The organism is Mycobacterium dioxanotrophicus (assembly GCF_002157835.1).
GTDB classification, from domain to species: Bacteria; Actinomycetota; Actinomycetes; order Mycobacteriales; family Mycobacteriaceae; genus Mycobacterium; species Mycobacterium dioxanotrophicus.
This window is the reverse complement of record NZ_CP020809.1, coordinates 5,463,418-5,479,217: the sequence shown is the minus strand read 5'-3', so window position 1 is coordinate 5,479,217 and position 15,800 is coordinate 5,463,418. Positions and strand designations below refer to the sequence as shown.

At 66.3% G+C, this 15,800-nt stretch carries 22 protein-coding genes; 13 read left to right on the top strand and 9 right to left on the bottom strand.

Features of this window, described 5'->3' with window-relative positions:
• Positions 1–73 precede the first annotated feature (73 nt).
• Positions 74–1,510, top strand: coding sequence for a lipase maturation factor family protein (locus BTO20_RS26710; protein WP_087079011.1), 1,437 nt, complete (start codon positions 74–76; stop codon positions 1,508–1,510).
• Between the two features lie 20 nt (positions 1,511–1,530).
• Here the strand turns inward: BTO20_RS26710 and BTO20_RS26705 are convergent, their stop codons facing one another.
• From BTO20_RS26705 to BTO20_RS26685, 5 genes are all read right to left on the bottom strand, one after another.
• The gene (locus BTO20_RS26705; RefSeq protein ID WP_087079010.1) at positions 1,531–2,001 is read right to left on the bottom strand and encodes a DUF1942 domain-containing protein; all 471 of its coding nucleotides are present in this window, start codon (positions 1,999–2,001) and stop codon (positions 1,531–1,533) included.
• An 81-nt stretch (positions 2,002–2,082) separates the two neighbouring features.
• A complete protein-coding gene (locus BTO20_RS26700; protein WP_087079009.1) occupies positions 2,083–2,907 on the bottom strand; it encodes an SDR family oxidoreductase in 825 nt (274 codons plus the stop codon).
• Positions 2,908–2,916: 9 nt separating this feature from the next.
• Entirely contained in the window at positions 2,917–3,336 is a 420-nt protein-coding gene (locus BTO20_RS26695) for a hypothetical protein (protein ID WP_087079008.1), read from the bottom strand.
• Positions 3,333–4,274, bottom strand: coding sequence for a metallophosphoesterase family protein (locus BTO20_RS26690; RefSeq protein WP_087079007.1), 942 nt, complete (start codon positions 4,272–4,274; stop codon positions 3,333–3,335). Before BTO20_RS26690 ends, BTO20_RS26695 begins: the two co-directional genes overlap by 4 nt.
• Positions 4,271–4,762: a cupredoxin domain-containing protein gene (locus tag BTO20_RS26685; protein WP_232490861.1), complete on the bottom strand. Its 492-nt coding sequence runs from the start codon at positions 4,760–4,762 to the stop codon at positions 4,271–4,273. Before BTO20_RS26685 ends, BTO20_RS26690 begins: the two co-directional genes overlap by 4 nt.
• A gap of 248 nt (positions 4,763–5,010) precedes the next feature.
• On the opposite strand from BTO20_RS26685, the gene BTO20_RS26680 reads away from it, so the two are divergent.
• The 3 genes from BTO20_RS26680 to BTO20_RS26670 are packed head-to-tail and all read left to right on the top strand — an operon-like array spanning position 5,011 to position 6,597.
• Positions 5,011–5,547, top strand: a complete 537-nt coding sequence (locus BTO20_RS26680; RefSeq protein WP_087079006.1) for an RNA polymerase sigma factor — start codon at positions 5,011–5,013, stop codon at positions 5,545–5,547.
• Positions 5,544–6,263 (top strand): QcrA and Rieske domain-containing protein, encoded by a 720-nt coding sequence (locus tag BTO20_RS26675; RefSeq protein WP_087079005.1) that lies wholly within the window; start codon positions 5,544–5,546, stop codon positions 6,261–6,263. Before BTO20_RS26680 ends, BTO20_RS26675 begins: the two co-directional genes overlap by 4 nt.
• 58 nt (positions 6,264–6,321) lie before the next feature.
• Positions 6,322–6,597, top strand: coding sequence for a hypothetical protein (locus tag BTO20_RS26670; protein ID WP_087079004.1), 276 nt, complete (start codon positions 6,322–6,324; stop codon positions 6,595–6,597).
• A 7-nt stretch (positions 6,598–6,604) separates the two neighbouring features.
• On the opposite strand, the gene amaB is transcribed toward BTO20_RS26670, so the two are convergent.
• Positions 6,605–8,155: an L-piperidine-6-carboxylate dehydrogenase gene (amaB, locus tag BTO20_RS26665; protein WP_087079003.1), complete on the bottom strand. Its 1,551-nt coding sequence runs from the start codon at positions 8,153–8,155 to the stop codon at positions 6,605–6,607.
• A gap of 59 nt (positions 8,156–8,214) precedes the next feature.
• Here amaB and BTO20_RS26660 point away from each other — a divergent pair, with 59 nt between their 5' ends.
• From BTO20_RS26660 to BTO20_RS26645, 4 genes are all read left to right on the top strand, one after another.
• Positions 8,215–8,679 (top strand): Lrp/AsnC family transcriptional regulator, encoded by a 465-nt coding sequence (locus BTO20_RS26660; RefSeq protein WP_064945715.1) that lies wholly within the window; start codon positions 8,215–8,217, stop codon positions 8,677–8,679.
• Between the two features lie 52 nt (positions 8,680–8,731).
• On the top strand, positions 8,732–10,150 hold the full coding sequence (gene lat / locus BTO20_RS26655; protein ID WP_087079002.1) for an L-lysine 6-transaminase: 1,419 nt from the start codon (positions 8,732–8,734) through the stop codon (positions 10,148–10,150).
• 306 nt (positions 10,151–10,456) lie between these two features.
• Positions 10,457–10,750 (top strand): hypothetical protein, encoded by a 294-nt coding sequence (locus tag BTO20_RS26650; protein ID WP_087079001.1) that lies wholly within the window; start codon positions 10,457–10,459, stop codon positions 10,748–10,750.
• Between the two features lie 83 nt (positions 10,751–10,833).
• Positions 10,834–11,313 carry a polyhydroxyalkanoate synthesis regulator DNA-binding domain-containing protein gene (locus BTO20_RS26645; protein ID WP_157680330.1) on the top strand — a complete coding sequence of 160 codons (480 nt, stop codon included), beginning with the start codon at positions 10,834–10,836 and terminating at the stop codon, positions 11,311–11,313.
• Between the two features lie 12 nt (positions 11,314–11,325).
• Here BTO20_RS26645 and BTO20_RS26640 read toward each other — a convergent pair whose 3' ends face one another.
• Positions 11,326–11,877 carry a restriction endonuclease gene (locus tag BTO20_RS26640; RefSeq protein ID WP_198344075.1) on the bottom strand — a complete coding sequence of 184 codons (552 nt, stop codon included), beginning with the start codon at positions 11,875–11,877 and terminating at the stop codon, positions 11,326–11,328.
• Between the two features lie 74 nt (positions 11,878–11,951).
• On the opposite strand from BTO20_RS26640, the gene BTO20_RS26635 reads away from it, so the two are divergent.
• Genes BTO20_RS26635 through BTO20_RS26625 form a run of 3 tightly spaced genes read left to right on the top strand, consistent with a single transcriptional unit; the run spans position 11,952 to position 13,319 of the window.
• Positions 11,952–12,641, top strand: a complete 690-nt coding sequence (locus BTO20_RS26635) for a PAS and ANTAR domain-containing protein (protein WP_087078999.1) — start codon at positions 11,952–11,954, stop codon at positions 12,639–12,641.
• Between the two features lie 59 nt (positions 12,642–12,700).
• Positions 12,701–12,949: a hypothetical protein gene (locus tag BTO20_RS26630; protein WP_087078998.1), complete on the top strand. Its 249-nt coding sequence runs from the start codon at positions 12,701–12,703 to the stop codon at positions 12,947–12,949.
• A gap of 1 nt (position 12,950) precedes the next feature.
• Entirely contained in the window at positions 12,951–13,319 is a 369-nt protein-coding gene (locus BTO20_RS26625) for a hypothetical protein (protein ID WP_087078997.1), read from the top strand.
• Between the two features lie 86 nt (positions 13,320–13,405).
• Here BTO20_RS26625 and mbp1 read toward each other — a convergent pair whose 3' ends face one another.
• Positions 13,406–13,648 carry a microaggregate-binding protein 1 gene (gene mbp1, locus BTO20_RS26620; protein WP_087078996.1) on the bottom strand — a complete coding sequence of 81 codons (243 nt, stop codon included), beginning with the start codon at positions 13,646–13,648 and terminating at the stop codon, positions 13,406–13,408.
• A 201-nt stretch (positions 13,649–13,849) separates the two neighbouring features.
• On the opposite strand from mbp1, the gene BTO20_RS26615 reads away from it, so the two are divergent.
• On the top strand, positions 13,850–14,518 hold the full coding sequence (locus tag BTO20_RS26615; protein ID WP_087078995.1) for a HemK2/MTQ2 family protein methyltransferase: 669 nt from the start codon (positions 13,850–13,852) through the stop codon (positions 14,516–14,518).
• Complete coding sequence (locus BTO20_RS26610; protein ID WP_087078994.1) at positions 14,515–14,718, top strand: CDGSH iron-sulfur domain-containing protein; 204 nt, start codon at positions 14,515–14,517, stop codon at positions 14,716–14,718. The genes BTO20_RS26615 and BTO20_RS26610 overlap by 4 nt, the downstream gene beginning before the upstream one ends.
• Here the strand turns inward: BTO20_RS26610 and BTO20_RS26605 are convergent.
• Positions 14,698–15,717 (bottom strand): iron-containing redox enzyme family protein, encoded by a 1,020-nt coding sequence (locus BTO20_RS26605; protein ID WP_087078993.1) that lies wholly within the window; start codon positions 15,715–15,717, stop codon positions 14,698–14,700. The two genes, BTO20_RS26610 and BTO20_RS26605, sit on opposite strands and share 21 nt — an antisense overlap.
• Positions 15,718–15,800: the final 83 nt, after the last annotated feature.

Here is a 15,800-nt window from a genome sequence, read left to right as displayed (position 1 = left end):
GGCAGGCGGGCAGACATTGCCGCCGCGACGGCTGGGTGCTTAGCATGGAAAGAGCCCCTCGACAGGCCCACACATGCAATGGTTTACCGCACCCGAATACTGGTTGGCCAGACAGGTGTTGCAGCGGGGGATCGCGGCGATCTACCTGATCGCGTTCGTCGCGGCCGCTCGGCAGTTCCGCGCGCTCATCGGTGAGCGGGGCATGCTGCCGGTTCCCCGCTATCTGGCCCGAACCCCATTCCGCGCCGCGCCCAGCATCTTCCAACTCCATTACTCCGACCGATTTTTCGCGCTGACATGCTGGGTGGGGGCGCTGTTGTCGGCAGTGCTTCTCGCCGGTGGCGGAGATGTGGTGCCGCTGTGGGCGGCCCTGCCGGTGTGGTTGCTGATCTGGGTGCTCTATCTGTCGATCGTCAACGTCGGGCAGACGTGGTACTCGTTCGGCTGGGAATCGCTGCTGCTCGAAGCCGGGTTTCTGGTGATGTTCCTGGGCAACGACGACATCGCACCTCCGGTACTGGTGCTGTGGCTGGCACGGTGGTTGGTGTTCCGGGTCGAGTTCGGTGCCGGCCTGATCAAGATTCGCGGTGACAGCTGCTGGCGCAATCTGACGTGCCTGTACTACCACCATGAGACGCAGCCGATTCCGGGCCCGCTCAGCTGGTACTTCCACCACCTGCCCAAACCGCTGCACCGCGTCGAAGTCGCGGGTAATCACGTCTCTCAGCTGGTGGTGCCGTTCCTGTTGTTCGCGCCGCAGCCGGTGGCCGGTGCCGCAGGCGTCGTGGTGGTGGTGACGCAGCTGTGGCTCGTGCTGTCCGGGAACTTCGCCTGGCTCAACTGGGTGACGATCGTGCTGGCGTGCAGTGCCATCCCGGATCGCTTCGTGGGGATCGCATGTCCGTCGCTGCCCGATCCGCCGGTCTGGTTCGTGGTCGTGGTCGTGGTATTCGCCGTAGCGGTGATCGTCCTCAGCTACCGCCCGGTGCACAACCTGCTGTCGCGCAGGCAGCGAATGAACGCCTCCTTCAATCGATATCACCTTGTGAACACCTACGGGGCGTTCGGCGTCGTCGGCCGCGCTCGTGACGAGGTGGTGATCGAAGGCACCGCGGACACCCGGCTGACCGAACACACGGTGTGGCTGGAATACGAATTCAAGGGCAAACCAGGCGATGTGCACCGTCGGCCCCCGCAGATCGCGCCCTACCATCTGCGCCTCGACTGGTTGATGTGGTTTGTCGCAATATCCCCGGCGTATGCCAAAGACTGGCTGCCCGCCTTCCTGCGGCTGCTGCTGGACAACGACGCCGACACCGTTCGGCTGTTGCGGCGCAACCCGTTTCCCGAGTCACCCCCGCATTATGTGCGCGCTCGGCTCTACCGGTACCGCTTCAGCAGTTGGCACGAGCTCAGACGCGAGCACGTCTGGTGGCACCGCACGCTGCTCGGTGAATACATCCCGCCTGTCGCGCGCCGGGCCGCGCACGACCAGACGACGGGCGGATGACTGCGTGGTGCCGAAGAGGGTCACGACCAGATGAGCAGATCCTGCACGCCGTTGTTGTAGACGACGCTGGTGGGCGGCGGGCCGACGACATCGAAATACACGGCACCCGTTGCCGAGCCGCCCTGGCGCAGCGGGGACGGGTTCAGCGCCGGCGGGCTGGGCGCCTTGTCCAGTGCGGGATAGTTCTGCCCGTCCGCGGCGCGCGCGGAGAAGTCCGACACGATCGGCGTGGTCACACCGTGAACCGCGGTCACCGTCGCGACCACCTTCCACAGCCAGCCGGTCACAGGGAACGGCATCGCGTCGTCGCTGGGCTGAGGGTCGCTGACGCTCCATTCGGTGCCCACCGTCCCGTCAGCGCTGCACAGGGGTTGCTCACTGCCGAATGTGCTCATGGTCGGGTAGGCGGACGCAGGAGCCGGGGTGAACACACCCGCGACCGTCGTGGCCAGCGATTCCGCAGCGCTCACGGCCGCCTTGCGTAGATCCATGAGGTGTCTCCTCCTGCCGCGGTGACGGCCACCGCTGTGGGGTGCGTGCTGCCCACTTGCGCTACCCACTATCGGCGCACGCTAATCTTCGGACGCCTGGGTACTGCGGAGTGTCCGCTGGTAGCGGCGCATACCCGAGATCCACCGGTCGTAGTCACTGCCCTTGTGGCGGTACATGTCGAGCACTTCCGGGTGCGGGAGCACCAGGAACCGGTCGGCGCGAATGGCGTCCACCGTGGCCGTCGCCACCTCGTCGGCTGTGATCACCGCACCGGACCGCACCACGGCTTCGGCGCTGGCGTGGGTGTCGGAGTCGGCTGCCGCACGGACTGCGTTGAGAAGCGGGGTGTCAACTCCCAGCGGGCAGACGCAGCTCACTCCGATGCCGTCGTCGCCGTAGGTGATGGCGAGCCATTCGGCGAACCCCACGGCGGCGTGCTTGGTGACGGTGTAGCCGGCGGCGCCGATCTGCGACAAGAGCCCGGCCGCCGAGGCGACCGAGACGAAGTAGCCGGTGCCGCGGGATACCCACTGGGGCACAACGATGTTCGCTGCCCGGATGTGCGCGCGCAGATTGACGTCGAGGATGACGTCCCAGTCCGCGTCGGCGCCCAGCCCCGGTGCCCCCATGATCCCGGCGTTGGCGACGTAGATGTCGACCGGCCCGAAGTCACTCTCGGCCAGACCGACCAGATTCTCGATGTCGGCGGCCGCCGCGGCGTCGGCACGGGCCGCCAGCGCCGCACCACCGGACCCGGTGATGAGCTCCACGGTCTCGACGGCTCCCGGATGGTCGATGTCAGCGACCACCACGCGGGCTCCCGCCGCGCTCAGTGCCTGTGCCAATGCCCGCCCGATGCCCGAGCCTGCGCCGGTGACTATCGCTACCCGGTCTTCGATGTGCATCCCATCTGCTTACCGGACTTTCTGCCGGAATGGGTTATCTGCCGGGATCTCGACGAGTTCACGCAATGACCATCCGGCCAACACCACGACGACCACCTCGGAGACCAGGCTGATCAGCGCGTGCGGCGCCGGTTCCAGGCCGTACTCGACGAAACCGAACAGGCCCGTCGAGCGGGACAGCCCGAACGCGCCGATCGCGCCGACCGCCCCGACCAGGGCGGCCAGCCGCAGCCAGGCCGGTCCGCCGACCGCGATGAGGATCGCGAACGCACCGAAAACCGATGACAGGACGAGAAACCCGGGGCCGATCGCTGGGATGTGTTGGTAGCCGTGCAGGTACAGGTAGGCGTGGCTGGCCGCGCTGGCCAGCAGCGCGGTGGCGATACCGAGGTTGATTGCAACTTTGGCGACGACATTATCCAATTTCATTGCAGCTTCTCCTCTTTGAGTGCCAGCGCGGTGTTGCCTTTGGTGTAGGTGACTTCCCGGATGCCCAGGGCATCCTGTAGCCGGCCGGCGGGCAGCGTCACCGGTTTGGGTGCCGGGCCGTCGCCGGGATGCGGTAGCGGATACGCCGTGGTGGTCCCGCTGTAGAACGTCACATTGCCCTCGGTCTTCGAGAACAGTTGGTGGACATGCCCGTTGAGGCAGGTCACCGAGGAGAACCGGCGCAGGTAGCTCAGCGCCTGGGTGGCATCGTCGGTGCCCCAGCCCCAGTCCGGGTACATCGCGAACAACGGGATGTGGCTGAATACCACGATCGGGGTGTCTGCCGACAACGATGCGACGTCCTTCTCGACGAACTCGAGCTGGTCGGGCCCTAGGTGGCCGAGCTTCTTCAGGTTGAGCGTGTTGACCAGGCCGATGACATGCACGCCCGCGATGTCGAAGCTGTACCAGCCGTCGCCGCGGGTGCCCGCTCCGAACACCGACCGGTACTTCTGGCCGGCGTCGTCGACGGAATCGTGTTCGCCTGGCACGGTGAACACGTGCGGTGTCTTGAGGCCCTGCATCATCTGCTTGACCTGGTCGAATTGAGCCGGGGTGGCCAGGTGCGTCAGGTCGCCGGTGTGGATGACGAAATCCGGTGTGTAGCCGAGCCCGTTGATCTGGTCGACGGCCCGGCCGAAGGAGCCGACGACGTCGGTGTTGGCACTGCCGGTGAATCCGATGTGGCTGTCGCTGACCTGGGCGAAGCGCAGTGTCGGCCGGGCGACATTGGCGGTGGGCGTAGCGGCGGCATGGGAGATCACCTCACCGCCGACGACGGCGAGCCCGACCGCAGCGCCGAACCAGGCGCCGTGCCGGATCAGTTGCCGACGGGTCATGCCCTGCGGGTCAGAGTTGGTGTCCTGCTGGTTGTTCATGGCGTCACCACCACGGTTCCGTGCATGAACGGATGGATGCCGCAGATGTAGTCATAATTGCCTGCGTTCGTGAAGGTGTAGGTGTAAGTGGCATTGGCGTCCATGCCCGGGGAGTGGAACGAGCCGTCGTTGGCGGCGATGGTGTGCGGTTCCTCGTCGTGATTGGTCCACGTGACGGTGTCACCGCGGTGCACCGTCAGGGTGGCCGGTACGAAGGCGAAGTTGTTGATGCTCACCGCCGTACCCGACACCGGTGCCGACGGCGTGTCTGCCGGTGTCCCCGCGGTGGCCGCGGGTGCCGCCGGGCTCATCGGTGCCATGCCCTGCATCGGGGCCATACCGACCGAGGTACCTCCGTTGGGTCCGAAGTTCACCGTCGGCGGCGCCGCCGACGGTGTCGCCGACGGCGTAATCGAGCACGCCGCCAGTGCGGCCGCCGTCATCACCGCGGCGGCGACGACGGCGCTTGTTCGGAATCGTCGGAACATGACGGAACCTCCGGTTGGAAAGCGGTGCAGAACGGTCACCACGAGATAGCGAGCCGGGTTACACGGGGCCGGCGGCGGCGCGGTGGTTTTCCGCTCTTTGAGACGGCACCAGGTGGATGCTTGAGGCGTGTGGTGCGCGGCCGGATGTAACCCGCCCTCCTACCTAGGTGTGCGGAGCTCCCGCACGACGAAAGGTGGCAGGCCGGTGACGGCGCAGAAATCGATACAGGGACATCCGGAGAAACTCGATGTCGGCCCAACGTGACCGACCCGAGCTGCGGTTGGTACCGGAAGCCTGTTACCCGAGCTGGGAATCGGTGTATGACGACAACGTGACGTGGGTGTACCGGATGCTCTATGCCCGGCTGGGCAGCCGGGCCGACGCTGAGGATCTCACCTCGGAAGTGTTCCTGGCCGCGTTGCGGCCGCTGCGGCTCACGGCCAGCGTGGCCGAGGTCCGGTCATATCTGCGCGCGACCGCCCGGACGGTGCTGGCCGCGCACTGGCGGGCCACCATGGGCCGGGAGATCACCGCAATCGATGACATCGCCGCCTTGGAAGCGGCCACCGGCGATGAAGCGGTCAGCACCGCGCCGCAACGCGTGGCCGGCGTGCTGGCCCAACTACCGCCGCAGTACCGGCGGGTGCTGGAATTGCGGTTCCTGCAAGGGCGCTCGGTCCGAGAGTCGGCGAACGACATGGGGGTCAGTGTCGCCAACGCAAAGGTCCTGCAACACCGCGCGCTGCGACTGGCAGCTCAGATCAACGAGGGAGGGGCACCGTGACCAGGCGCGGGGTACGCAAATACGTCGACGATCTGCTCGCCGGCCGGCGACCGGAATCCTTCCCCGCCGACGACTTCGAAGCCGCGCAGATCCGCACCGCGATCGAGCTGCGGGCAGCCCGGCCCGGTGCCGACGAGCCCCGCCCGGAGTTCGTCGACGGCCTCAAGAACCGTATCGCCCAACAGCTTTCCCATGAGCAGCCGGAGGAACCGGCCCCCGCTCGGCAGGGGGCGTCGACCACGCGTCGGCAGGTCATCGTCGGTACCGCCGCGGCGGCCACGGCAGCCGTCGCCGCCGTATCCATCGATCATGTGGTCACCGGTAGGCGCGCGCCGACCGACTCGCACGAGGCCGACAGCTCCCAGCTGGTTCCCAACGACGGTGCCTGGCTGCCGGTGGCAAAAAGCGCCGAGCTGAACGAGGGGTCGGTTCTGCCGTTCGATCTGGGTACCGTGTCGGGATTCGTGCGGCGGGCTGCCGGGGGCCGCGTGGAAGCGGTGTCAGGGGTGTGCACGCACCAGGGATGCAAATTGTGGTTCGACGACTCCGCTGACAGTCTGCGGTGCCCGTGCCACGTCACCTCGTTCTCGCCTGCCGGGCAGGTGCTCACCCACCAATTGCCGATTGCTCCGAAACCGCTGCCGCACTTCGATGTTCGAGAGCATGACGGTGTCATCGAGGTGTTGGCGCCCGCCCCTCCGGCCCAGCCGGCATGAGGACGCTGTAACCGTCGCACATATCGATTGTCGCAGGACTCATGCAGGAGGTCCGGAGATGAACAGATCGATATGCGCACTGGCTGCGACCGCATTCGCCGCGGTGGGCTTGGCGGGGGTGGCGGTGGCCGCACCGACCGGGGGCATGAAGGCCCCGGATGTGGTGCGGGACTTGACCGAAGCCGGTTACTCGGTTCAGGTCAACGGCGCCAACGGGGTGCCGCTGTCACAGTGCACGGTGACCGGGGTGCACGGGGTGCCGGTCGGCACTCAGGTGACCGCGCAGCGGTTCACCACCGTCTACGTCGACGTCGAGTGTGAACCCGACGGCTGACCTGGCGCTAACCGAAGTGCACGCCTTGGGCCAGGGGAAGCTCTGACGAGTAGTTGACGGTGTTGGTGGCGCGGCGCATGTAGGCCTTCCAGGCGTCCGATCCGGATTCCCGGCCGCCGCCGGTCTGTTTCTCGCCGCCGAATGCGCCGCCGATCTCGGCGCCGGACGTGCCGATGTTCACGTTGGCGATACCGCAGTCTGATCCGTCGGCGCCAAGGAACCGTTCGGCCTCGCGGACATCGGTGGTGAAGATCGCCGATGAAAGACCTTGCGGCACCTCGTTGTTCAGGGCGATGGCTTCGTCGAGAGAGTCGTAGGTCAGCACGTAGAGAATCGGTGCGAACGTCTCGTTGTGCACCACGGCCGTCTGGGCCGGCATGCGCACCACCGCGGGCGCCACGTAGTACGCGGCTTCGTCACCCATGTCGTTGCGCTCGCCACCGAACACCTCGCCACCGTCGGCGCGAGCCTGGTCCAGCGCACCCACCATGTCGCGGTAGGCACGTGCGTGGATGAGCGGGCCGACGAGCGTGCCGTCCGCTCCGGGCACACCGATCGGCAGACTCCGGTAGGCCGCGACGATCCGCGACACCAATTCGTCGGCGACGCTTGAGTGCGCGATCAGCCGGCGAAGGGTGGTGCATCGTTGCCCGGCCGTGCCCGCGGCCGAAAAGACAATGGCGCGCACCGCGAGGTCGAGATCGGCCGATGGGGTGACCACCGCCGCGTTGTTGCCGCCCAACTCCAGCAGGACCTTGCCGAACCGGGCCGCCACCCGTGGGCCGACCTCCCGGCCCATCCGCACCGAGCCGGTCGCGCTGAGCAGCGCCACCCGCGGGTCGTCGACCAGGCGTTCGCCGAGTTCCCGGCCGCCGAGCACCAATCGGCTCACCGACGCCGGGGCGCCCACATCTGAGGCGGCCCGTTCGATCAGGGCCTGGCAGGCGATGGCGGTCAGCGGCGTCAGCTCGGAAGGCTTCCACACCACGGTGTCGCCACACACCAGCGCGACGGCGGTATTCCATGCCCATACCGCGACGGGGAAATTGAAGGCGGTGATGACGCCGACGACGCCCAGCGGATGCCAGGTTTCCATGAGTCGGTGACCCGGGCGCTCGGAGGCGATGGTGCGCCCGTAGAGCTGCCGGGACAGCCCGACGGCGAACTGGCAGATGTCGATCATCTCCTGCACCTCGCCGAGGGCCTCCGAGACGATCTTGCCGGCTTCTATGGTGACCAGTGCCGCCAGTGCGGCCTTGTGTTCGACGAGCAGTTCACCGAGCCGGGCCACCAGCGCGCCGCGTACCGGTGCGGGTGTGGTCCGCCAGATCGAAAAGGCTTGGGTGGCTTCAGCTATGGCGGTATCGACTTGTTCTGGGCTGTCTTCGGCGATGGTGAACAGCACGTCCCCGGTGATCGGGGTACTGGCGGGCACGCCGGCCGGATGGGCTCCGGGCGGGCCCAGCGTGACCGTTGCGCCAACGGACTCGAAGGCCTGACGCACCTGCACGCGCAGGTCATCGGCGGTGGGCAACTCGGTGCGTTCGGTCGTGGTCATCGTGCGCCTTTCTGATCTGCCCGGAATCGGATCGGGGTCAAGGGGTTACAGTTCGGGCCATGGGCGAACCGGACGAACAACCTCTGGATGGGATCGACCGGATCCTGGTTCGTGAGCTCGTGGCCGACGGCCGAGCGACCCTGGCGCATCTGGCTTCGGTCGCCGGATTGTCGGTGTCGGCGGTCCAGGCGCGGGTGCGGCGGCTGGAGGCGCGGGGCGTGGTGACCGGGTATTCGGTGCGGCTCAACCCCGAGGCGCTGGGCAACATGCTCTCGGCGTTCGTGGCCATCACTCCTCTCGATCCCTCTCAACCCGATGATGCGCCCGCCCGCTTGGAGAGCATCCCCGAAATCGAATCGTGCCACTCGGTCGCCGGCGAGGAGAGCTACATCCTGCAGGTGCGGGTCGCGTCAGCGCGGGCGCTTGAGGACTTGCTGCAACGGATCAGGACAGCGGCCAACGTGCGTACCCGGAGCACCGTGATCCTGCAGACATTTTACACCGGACGGAACTACATTCCGTAACTATTCCGGTTGTCAACCTACTCGAACGTAAAAATCGCGTTAAAATGGCGCTATGACTGCCGTGCTGACCTCCATCACGCCCGGTCGTGTGCGCGAAGTGCTCGCTCGCAGCATCCTGACCGACGGCTACGACTTCGTGCTCGACCTGGACCGGTCGGTGGGTTCCTATCTGGTGGATGCCACCACCGGTGAGCGCTACCTGGACATGTTCACGTTCTTCGCGTCGTCGGCACTGGGGATGAACCATCCGGCCCTGGCCGACGATGCGACGTTCCATGCCGAGTTGCTGCAGGCCGCGCTGAACAAGCCGAGCAACTCCGACATCTACAGCGTCCCGATGGCACGCTTCGTCGATACTTTCCGCCGGGTGCTCGGCGACCCGGCCCTGCCGCACCTGTTCTTCGTCGACGGTGGCGCACTGGCCGTCGAGAACGCACTCAAGGTGGCGTTCGACTGGAAGAGCAGGCACAACGAGGCGCGCGGTATCGATCCGGCGTTGGGCGGCAAGGTATTACATCTGCGCGGGGCGTTCCACGGGCGCAGCGGCTACACGTTGTCGCTGACCAACACCGATCCCAACAAGGTCGCCCGCTTCCCGAAGTTCGACTGGCCGCGCATCGACGCTCCCTACCTCAGGCCGGACGCGGACATGGACGAGCTCGAAGCCGAATCGTTGCGTCAGGCCAGGGCGGCCTTCGAGTCGGCTCCGCACGACATCGCGTGTTTCCTGGCCGAGCCGATCCAGGGGGAAGGTGGCGACCGGCATTTCCGGCCCCAGTTCTTCGCCGCGATGCGCGATCTGTGCGACGAGTTCGACGCCTTGCTGATATTCGACGAGGTGCAGACGGGGTGCGGGATCACCGGGACCGCTTGGGCCTACCAGCAATTGGGCGTGGTTCCCGATGTCGTGGCGTTCGGTAAGAAGACGCAGGTGTGTGGCGTCATGGCGGGCGGCCGCGCACGCGAGGAGCGAATAAGGCCCGGCGCACGCGAGGAGCGAATAAGGCCCGGCGCACGCGAGGAGCGAATAAGGCCCGGCGCACGCGAGGAGCGAATGAAGACCCGCGTGGACGAAGTCGCCGACAACGTGTTCGCCGTGAGTTCGCGGATCAACTCCACGTGGGGCGGCAACCTGGCCGACATGGTCCGCTCGCGGCGCATCCTGGAGGTCATCGAGACCGACGGGCTGCTGGGCCGTGCCGCGTCGACCGGCCGGTATCTGCTCGGCCGACTGCATGAGCTGGCGCATGACTTCCCGGATCTGGTGCTCGATCCGCGCGGGCGCGGGCTGATGTGTGCGTTCAGCCTGCCGACGCCCGCCGATCGGGATGCGCTGATCGGCCGGCTGTGGGACCGGCACGTCATCATGCTGCCGAGCGGCAGTCACAGTGTGCGGTTCCGGCCCGCATTGACGGTGTCGCACAGGGAAATCGACGCCGCGGTGCAGGAAGTGCGCGCCGCGCTCCGGTAGCGGCGACGTCGAGCTGGACGGCCCGTAGGGCTGCTGTTATGACGCACTGCGTATCAAACGCGTCGCGCTGTTTCCGTTGCGTCCCGCGAGGGGGCTTCGTGGCGATGAAGAGGCGTTGTTCCAGGTAATGCGGATTTTTGAGTCCGGTTTTGGCCCATCTGGTTGGTTTGCGGATGGTGTTTTACGCACCGAGTAACGGTGGTGTACATCACAACGCATTGCGTAAAATTTCTGCGGCGCGTAATTTTTGTGGTGCGTAAGGAAACGCAAACAAGACCGAAAACCCGATCAGAAAGCGAGCCGACCATGGCCACCAAGACCGCCACCAAGACCGCCTCGAAGAAGTCCTCCGCCACGGAGTCGGCCGTCACCGAAGCCCACCTGACCAGCTATCTGTCCAGCGTTATCGACAGCGCCAAGAACATCGTCGACGACCTGCTCGATACCGCGGGTGACGTCGAGAAGTCCGCTCGCGACCGCGTCGGTGACGTGCGCGACCGGATCGTGCCGGACAGTGACAGCATCGACAGCCTGCGCGGCAAGGTTGCCGACCTGACCGATCAGGTCGAGAAGCTCGCGCGGATCCGCAAGGGTAAGTGACAAGACGTATCTTGGCGTAGGGGCTGACGCGCCCCTGCGCCAATGATGCGTTCGGGACACGACTATGAGTCAGGATGAGATCCATGTCCGATGACCACGTGATCAAGCGCTACGCGAACCGCAAGCTCTATGACACCGTGCGGCGCCGGTTCACCACGCTCGACGAGTTGGCGCAGCTGCTCGAGTCCGGCGTGCGTGTAGTGGTGCGTGATCACAACACCGGGGCCGACCGAACCGACGAGGTGCTCGCACAGGTGGTCAGCCGTCAGGTCAAGAACATCCCCGGCGGCATCGACATGCTCGCCGGTGTCCTGCGCGCTCCGGTCAACGTCGCTCTGGGTGTGGCCGGGTCGGTCGCAGCATCGACGCCCGCGGCGCAGCCCGCCGCGACGCCGACGCCGGAGCCGGCCGAGGAGCCCGCCAAGCCCAGCGCCGAGGAAGAGATCGACCGCCAGCAGGCCGAGATCCGCGAACTGCGCGAACAGGTTTCACAACTCACCCAGGCGGTGACCATGTTGCTACAGGACAAGGTGCGTGACACCGAGCAGAAGCCCGCGGACTGACGACGGGCCGGGCTATGGCACGGTGGCCCGGCGGATCACCGATTTCAGCCTGGGCAGGTCGGCCCCGCCGACCAGTTCGCAGCCGTGCAGCTCGGCCAGTTTGCGTGCTGCCGGGGTGAACTCGTGATTGGTCACCACCATCGTTCTGGCGCAGTCCTGCATAGGCGCGCCCGCGACCACCTCCTGGACAGCGCCCGCGCCGACCGGGCGGGACTGCCGTTTGCATTGAACGGCAAGCCGATTGGGCCGGTGTCCGACGATCAGATCGACGCCCCAGTCTCCGCTGAGAGGCGTCATGATGACCGGAACACCGCAGGATCGAGCGACGCGCGCCACGTAGTCCTCGAACTCCAGCCCGCTCATCTCGCCGGTCGTGTCCTCGCGCTTACCCGGGGTGCTCGCGCCTGCCACGGCGGCGATGAGGAAGCGAGGCGCAATCGTGAGCGCGAGCGGCAGGCACACTCCTGCCCCGATGCTCACGCCGGGACTGACACCGTACACGTGGAGTGCGGCGGCGCACGCCACCCCTGCCACCAGATAGAGCTTGAACCTCAGCCGCCTCACGCACCGCACGCTAGTTGCCGGCACCGACAGATCGACGCCGTTCAGACCTGCCGGTGAACGGGTAATTTCGTCATATGACGGATGATCCAAATCCGATTGGCGTCGAGTCGCCCATCGAGCATGCGCTCGCGGGCGGCGAACCGCAGCGCGTCGGCTGGTTCCGTTTTTATTTCGCCGACGAACGCTGGGAGTGGTCGCCGCAGGTCGAGCGGATGCACGGATACTCACCCGGTACGGCACAGCCGACGACCGAGCTGGTGCTGTCGCACAAGCACCCGGAGGATTACGGGCAGGTGGCGGCCACCCTCGACCAGATCCGCCGGACCGGCGGCGCGTTCAGTACACGCCACCGGATTCTCGACACCGACGGCAACGTCCACTATGTCGTCGTCGTGGGAGATCAACTGTTCGACGACGACGGCACGGTTGTCGGCACCCACGGCTTCTACGTCGACGTCACCAAGTCGATCGCGGCGGCGCGGGAACGACTGGTCACCGAAACCGTGGCCGAACTCGCCGAAGCCCGCGGCGCCATCGAACAGGCCAAGGGCATGTTGATGGTGCTGTACCGGATCGACGCCGATGCCGCGTTCGAGCTGTTGAAATGGCGATCACAGGAGACCAACACCAAGCTGCGCGTGTTGTCCGAACAGATTGCGCACGACTTTCTTCATCTCGACTACAGCGAGACGTTTCCCAACCGCATCGTCTTCGACCGACTCCTGCTCACCGCCCACCTACGGGCCGTGGATCGGGAGGTTTAGCCCGCCGCGTTTCGGGGAAGTCGCTTCGGCGACATGCGCGCGGATTTCCGGGAGGCGATATGGCGATTTGCGCCACCTGCGGCAACGACTACGACAAGGCGTTCACGGTCAGCTGGAACGGACTGACCGAGACGTTTGACAGTCTCGAATGCGCGGCCGTCCGGGTGGCACCGGAGTGCACGGCGTGCGGATGCCGGATCCTGGGACATGGTGTCGAGGCGTCGGGAATCATGTACTGCTGCGCGCACTGTGCGCGGCAAGCCGGACATCCCGCGATGGTCGACCGGCAGAGCGCGATCGGCGACTGAGATGCTCCACAATTCGGCCCATCTCGGGCCGCGCGACATGCATGGCGATTCGGATTCGCACGCCGCGACGCGGTTTGGGTTCGCGGCCGCAGGCGTCGGGGCGGTGTTGCTGGTCGCGGCGGCCGCATGGATCAGTACCTGTGCCGGGGCGACGGCCGGCGGTTTGGCATGCGGCGCGCCAGAGCGTTCCCTGTTGGCTTTGGCGGCGCCTGCCGTGCTGTTGGTCGCCGGCATCCGTGCGTTCGCGCGGGCTTACCATGCGTCCCGGCAACGCGAGAACTGGCGCAACTGGCAGTGCGCCGCTTTGGCGTTGATGGCCCTGACCCTGCTGGCGCTCACCCTGGCGCTGTCAATGCTGGCCAGGACGTGACCGCTCGCCACGAACTGACGACACGAAAAATGGCTTGTCACAATGGCGATGGCCCAGCCGTACCGGCTGGGCCATCGTCGCGACTACTACGGCCGTTGATGGGCCTGTTCGCGCTCTTCGGCCGCCTTCGCACCTGCTCGGGCGGAATCGGCCTGCGCCTCCTTCTTGGCGGCGTCCTGCTGGGCATCAGCCTTGTCCTGCTGGGCCTTACCCTCTCGGACCATGTCATCGCGCCCGGTTACCGTGCCGACGGCTTCCTTGGCCTTGCCCTTGGCGTCTTCGACGACGCCCCTGACTGCTTCCTGAGGACCTGACTTCTTCTCGGTCATACTTACCTTTCCGCTACTGGAGTGGATTGGTCACTGCACGCGCCGTTGCGTGCACGGCCCGTATTCCCGGATGCCCCCGCGATCAAACGTGGGGCCCGATCGTGGCGGCCAAAGCGGTTATCAGCCGGTCTATCTGGGTCATCGGCGTTTGTGGTCGGCTGCGCGCGGGTACCGGAGGTAAGGCCACGCGAAAGGAATGAGATGACAGCTTTTGCCCTCGACGGTGTGTACCCGCCGCAGGAGGATTCCCAGCTGCTGATCGACGTGCTCGCCGGAGGCGCTCCGCTCAAGGGACGCAGCGTCGTTGATCTCGGCACGGGCAGCGGAGTGGTAGCGGTGGCGGCGGCCCAACTGGGCGCACGGTCGGTCACCGCGTTCGACATCTGCCCGACCGCCGTGCGCTGCGCCCGCGGGAATGCGTTGGCCGCTGGCGTGGAGGTCCATGTTCGGCTGGGTTCTTGGAGTCAGGCCCTGGAATGCGAGCCGTTCGATGTGGTGGTGTGCAATCCGCCCTACGTCCCGTCCGGCGCCGAGGTTGACACCGGTTCGATCCCGCCATGGGCGGGCCCGATGACTGCGTGGGATGGGGGAGAGGACGGACGTCTCGTCCTGGATCCATTGTGTGCGACAGTGCCGCAGATGTTGAGCGATGACGGAGCCCTGCTGCTGGTCCAATCCGAGTTCTCGGACATCGGGAAGTCGGTGACACTGCTGCGCGAGGCCGGTCTGGAAACGAAAATCGCTGCTGTGCAATCTATTCCGTTTGGTCCGGTGCTGTCGGCGCATGCCAGGGAGTTGGAGGCGTCCGGTCGGCTCACCGCTGGCCGACGCCACGAGCTGTTGGCGGTCATCAGGGCGGAAAAACGATGAGCGAGTTCCGGACCGTGCGGGTGGTGGCCGGCGGGCCGATCTTGGTCGAGGGGCCGGTCAAGATCGAGACGCCCGACGGCCGCGTGGTCGAGTCTTCCCGGTTCATGGTCGCGATCTGCGCGTGCCGGCGGTCGAAGAACTACCCACTGTGTGATACCAGCCATCGCAAGGCGCGACGTTCAGTCGAGCGGCCGAAGTAGCGAACTACGCCCGCACGTCCAGCATTTCATCATCCAGTAGGCGAGCCGGTCCTCGACGACTTCCCAGGCGCGGATCCCGAACACCACGTCGTCGGCCAGAGTCGGTTCGCTGCACAGCAAGCTGTTGATCACCTCGGTGCGGACCACCTGCTCGTGCACGGCGTCGGCTTCGACATGCTCACGGTAGAACTTGATGCATGCCTCGGGCGCCTGCATCCGTTGCAGCGCGGCCACCAGCCGCTGTGAGCCCGGGGACGACGTGATCTCCGTCGCCGCGAAATGCCCGACCGCCGCACCCCGCAACCGTCGGTGCAGGCCGAACAGCGACATGAGGTTCACCGCGATCAACGCCTCCGCCGGCACCGCCCCCAGGTAGGCCAGGTAACCGCTGTCCAGTTCTGCGGCCGCCATCAGATCGGCGAACAACTGTTGGTGCACTTGGCTTCCCGAGCCGGCCCCGAACTCGTCGTATTCGACGGCCACGAACGACGCCTTCGCCTGCCCTCCCAACCGCGGGATCAACCACGCGTGCGGGTCGCCCTCCTTGAGGTGGTACACCGAGCGGTGCGCGAAGTATTCGCGCATCTGCTGCCAGGTCCCGTGATCGCGCAGATGGTAGCTGGGCCCGGTGCCGTCCGCCGGTTCGGTCGACAACCGGTCCATCTCGGTCGCCGGCGTGGCGTCCGCCTCGATCGTCCCGACCTCGCGGCGAATCGCCGCGAGGAAGGCATGTTCCATACGCGAGCGCAGGTGCAGCAGACCGGCGTTCCACTCCCATGCCGGGTCGACACCGGCGAAGTCCCGGTAGTGCAGTTCGTAGCACACATAGAGCGCCAGTTGAAGGTCGAGCCCCAACGGGTCGGAGTCGTGCAGTCGTGCTTCGACCGGTTCGAGGTGGGTATGCGGTGCGCAATGAGCGAGCAGTTCGATGACCGCAGCCGAAACGGGTCCGCGGGCGTCGGGCAGCTTGGGCTGTGCGGCGATGGGCAGTGTTGTCATATCGCCGGGGGGTATTCCCAGCGGCGGGCGTGTCAAAACGTCGGTGGGTTGCCGAGCCGACGACGGGGTATCACTGAGGTACC

Bases quoted from the DNA above. Each gene is read 5' to 3' on its own strand.
- BTO20_RS26710 (WP_087079011.1), top strand. From the start codon at position 74: ATGCAATGGTTTACCGCACCCGAATACTGGTTGGCCAGACAGGTGTTG.
- BTO20_RS26705 (WP_087079010.1), bottom strand. From the start codon at position 2,001: ATGGATCTACGCAAGGCGGCCGTGAGCGCTGCGGAATCGCTGGCCACG.
- BTO20_RS26700 (WP_087079009.1), bottom strand. From the start codon at position 2,907: ATGCACATCGAAGACCGGGTAGCGATAGTCACCGGCGCAGGCTCGGGC.
- BTO20_RS26695 (WP_087079008.1), bottom strand. From the start codon at position 3,336: ATGAAATTGGATAATGTCGTCGCCAAAGTTGCAATCAACCTCGGTATC.
- BTO20_RS26690 (WP_087079007.1), bottom strand. From the start codon at position 4,274: ATGAACAACCAGCAGGACACCAACTCTGACCCGCAGGGCATGACCCGT.
- BTO20_RS26685 (WP_232490861.1), bottom strand. From the start codon at position 4,762: ATGTTCCGACGATTCCGAACAAGCGCCGTCGTCGCCGCCGCGGTGATG.
- BTO20_RS26680 (WP_087079006.1), top strand. From the start codon at position 5,011: ATGTCGGCCCAACGTGACCGACCCGAGCTGCGGTTGGTACCGGAAGCC.
- BTO20_RS26670 (WP_087079004.1), top strand. From the start codon at position 6,322: ATGAACAGATCGATATGCGCACTGGCTGCGACCGCATTCGCCGCGGTG.
- amaB (WP_087079003.1), bottom strand. From the start codon at position 8,155: ATGACCACGACCGAACGCACCGAGTTGCCCACCGCCGATGACCTGCGC.
- BTO20_RS26660 (WP_064945715.1), top strand. From the start codon at position 8,215: ATGGGCGAACCGGACGAACAACCTCTGGATGGGATCGACCGGATCCTG.
- lat (WP_087079002.1), top strand. From the start codon at position 8,732: ATGACTGCCGTGCTGACCTCCATCACGCCCGGTCGTGTGCGCGAAGTG.
- BTO20_RS26650 (WP_087079001.1), top strand. From the start codon at position 10,457: ATGGCCACCAAGACCGCCACCAAGACCGCCTCGAAGAAGTCCTCCGCC.
- BTO20_RS26645 (WP_157680330.1), top strand. From the start codon at position 10,834: ATGTCCGATGACCACGTGATCAAGCGCTACGCGAACCGCAAGCTCTAT.
- BTO20_RS26635 (WP_087078999.1), top strand. From the start codon at position 11,952: ATGACGGATGATCCAAATCCGATTGGCGTCGAGTCGCCCATCGAGCAT.
- BTO20_RS26630 (WP_087078998.1), top strand. From the start codon at position 12,701: ATGGCGATTTGCGCCACCTGCGGCAACGACTACGACAAGGCGTTCACG.
- BTO20_RS26625 (WP_087078997.1), top strand. From the start codon at position 12,951: ATGCTCCACAATTCGGCCCATCTCGGGCCGCGCGACATGCATGGCGAT.
- mbp1 (WP_087078996.1), bottom strand. From the start codon at position 13,648: ATGACCGAGAAGAAGTCAGGTCCTCAGGAAGCAGTCAGGGGCGTCGTC.
- BTO20_RS26615 (WP_087078995.1), top strand. From the start codon at position 13,850: ATGACAGCTTTTGCCCTCGACGGTGTGTACCCGCCGCAGGAGGATTCC.
- BTO20_RS26610 (WP_087078994.1), top strand. From the start codon at position 14,515: ATGAGCGAGTTCCGGACCGTGCGGGTGGTGGCCGGCGGGCCGATCTTG.
- BTO20_RS26605 (WP_087078993.1), bottom strand. From the start codon at position 15,717: ATGACAACACTGCCCATCGCCGCACAGCCCAAGCTGCCCGACGCCCGC.